This is a genomic window from Roseomonas sp. TAS13 (genome assembly GCF_001950415.1).
GTDB classification, from domain to species: Bacteria; Pseudomonadota; Alphaproteobacteria; order Acetobacterales; family Acetobacteraceae; genus Roseomonas; species Roseomonas mucosa.
Map to the genome: position 1 here is coordinate 1 of NZ_BDLP01000568.1, position 1,991 is coordinate 1,991.

Sequence of the window (1,991 nt, forward strand, 5' to 3'; positions counted from 1 at the left end):
GCGATGGTGGCCGGGCTTTCCCGGCGTGGCAGGATGTCGAGCGTCGGATCGTCGCCCGCCTCCAGCAAGGAGAGCTGGGCGGCGCGCGCGACGGCGAACAGCGCCTGCTGGCTCATCTCCGGCAGCCAGATCAGGGTCGCGGATCCCTCGGCCGCCGCGGTGTCGAGGTGCTGCGTGAGATGGCAGAGGGTACAGGCCACGGCGAGGTTGCCGGGCGCGGCGTCGGCCTCGTCGCCGTTCAGGTGGAACCATTCCTGCCGGCCCGCGGCGAGGGCGCCGCAGAACCGGCAGGGAATGTCGGGCACCGGGGCGGGGTCCACCTTGGTCGCCCGCCGCTCCCGGCAGGCCGCGCCGCCCCAGGAGGACGTATGCGACGACAGCAGGAGCGGCGGGAAACGCATGGTGGGAGGCCCCGGCTCAGTTGAAGGTGACGACCGAGTTGGTGCCGCTGACCGTCGCGGAGCCACCGGAGGCGGTCTGCGCTGCCTTGCCGATCCAGACGCCGCCGGTGGCGAAGAGGCCGCAGAGCACGATGCCGGCGAGGCCCATGGCGACCTTGCCGCCCTCGCGGTTCTGCGGCTGGCGCGACTGCCACAGGGCCCAGGCGCCGCCGATCAGGCAGATCAGCGCCGCGACGTACATCGCCATGGAGCCGAGGTTGCCGCCGGCGGTGGCCGCCTCCTGCGCCATGGTGCCGACCTGGCCGCCGATGGTGTTGGCGGCCTGGGCGAAGGCGTTGCCGGAGAAGAACGCCCCCATGGCCGCCGCCATCAGCGCCAGCCCGACGCGGCGGCGCAGGATCGCGCCCTGGGGGCGCGGGGCGAGGGTGGTCTTGTGGGAGATGATCGACACGATGATCGCTTTCCTGTTCAGGGCCGGGGCGCCGTCGGCGACCCTGCGATGATGCTGTGCGAGGTCCTTGCGAACGGCGCGCAGGATTTTTCGCGCGATCCTCAGGCGAACAGCGCGGCGAGGAAGGTCGCCAGCGGCAGCACGTTGATGAGCATGACGCCAAAGACGAACTGCACGAGGCAGCCACCCTGCGGCCGGCGGCTGATGCCGCGCATCACCGCCCACCAGGCGAACACGGCCATCAGCGCCATCATCGCGCCGAAGGCCTGGAAGAAACCCTGGAAGATGGTGACGACGTTGACGACGGTCTCGGCGGGAGTGGCACCCAGGGCGCCGCTGGCGCTCGGCACGTAGCCGAAGGCGCCGCCGGTGCCGACGATGATGGACGAGCCGCCGCTGCGGTTGGCCATGGTCAGGATGCCGTCGAAGCTGGCGAAGACGCCGCTCAGCACCAGCGACACCCAGGGGATCCAGGGCTTGCCCCGGAAGGGGTTGTGCGGTTGCGCCTGCTGCCAGAAGCCCCAGGCGCCGAAAAGGAAGGCGGCGATGGCCGCCAGGTAGCAGAAGGCGGGGACGAGGAAGGTGATCGCGCCACCGACATCGGCCGCGAAGTTGGCGAGGCCCTGCATGGTGGCGCGTCCTACTGGATGGAGCCGCGCTCAGCGCGCACGACCCAGGTCGCGCCCTGCTGCGCGATGGCGGTGATGCGGCCGTAGCCCGGCACCCGGTCACCGACGGCGACCTGGAGCTGGGTGCCGGACTCGCCGGTGTTGTCCACCTCGGAGAGCATGGCGAGCCCGGGAGAGGCCGCCTGGACCCGGTAGCGGCGCCTCACGGTGTCGCTGGGAGCCGGGGTCCGCGACGCGGCGGCGGTGACCGGCGGTGCCGGGGCGGGAGCTGCTGCCAGAGGCATTGGCGCCGGCGGCACCGGCGAACCCATGGCGGCCGCCACGGAGCCGCGCGCCTCGGCGAGTGCCACGCGACGCGAGAGATCGGCCGTGGCGGCATCGAGGCGCTCCCGGGCGGCCGCCATGTCCGCGCGCAGCTGCCGGTTCTCCTCGCGTAGGTCGCGCACCATGGTCCCGATCGTCGTCACCAGCCCCAGCACCTCGACCTGCTGCGGCGTGCTCATCGGTGCC

Annotated in this window: 2 protein-coding genes and 2 pseudogenes; all 4 read right to left on the bottom strand. The window is 72.4% G+C overall.

Annotated features, from left to right (window positions below; all coding sequences use genetic code 11):
• Window positions 1–401 (bottom strand): annotated as a pseudogene (locus ROTAS13_RS23665) (hypothetical protein); the annotation flags it as partial.
• Between the two features lie 16 nt (window positions 402–417).
• Window positions 418–852, bottom strand: a complete 435-nt coding sequence (locus tag ROTAS13_RS23670; protein ID WP_081798650.1) for a hypothetical protein — start codon at window positions 850–852, stop codon at window positions 418–420.
• A gap of 101 nt (window positions 853–953) precedes the next feature.
• Window positions 954–1,481: a hypothetical protein gene (locus ROTAS13_RS23675; protein WP_027297361.1), complete on the bottom strand. Its 528-nt coding sequence runs from the start codon at window positions 1,479–1,481 to the stop codon at window positions 954–956.
• Window positions 1,482–1,492: 11 nt separating this feature from the next.
• A pseudogene (locus ROTAS13_RS27545) lies at window positions 1,493–1,991 on the bottom strand (hypothetical protein); the annotation flags it as partial.

Bases quoted from the DNA above. Each gene is read 5' to 3' on its own strand.
- ROTAS13_RS23675 (WP_027297361.1), bottom strand. From the start codon at position 1,481: ATGCAGGGCCTCGCCAACTTCGCGGCCGATGTCGGTGGCGCGATCACC.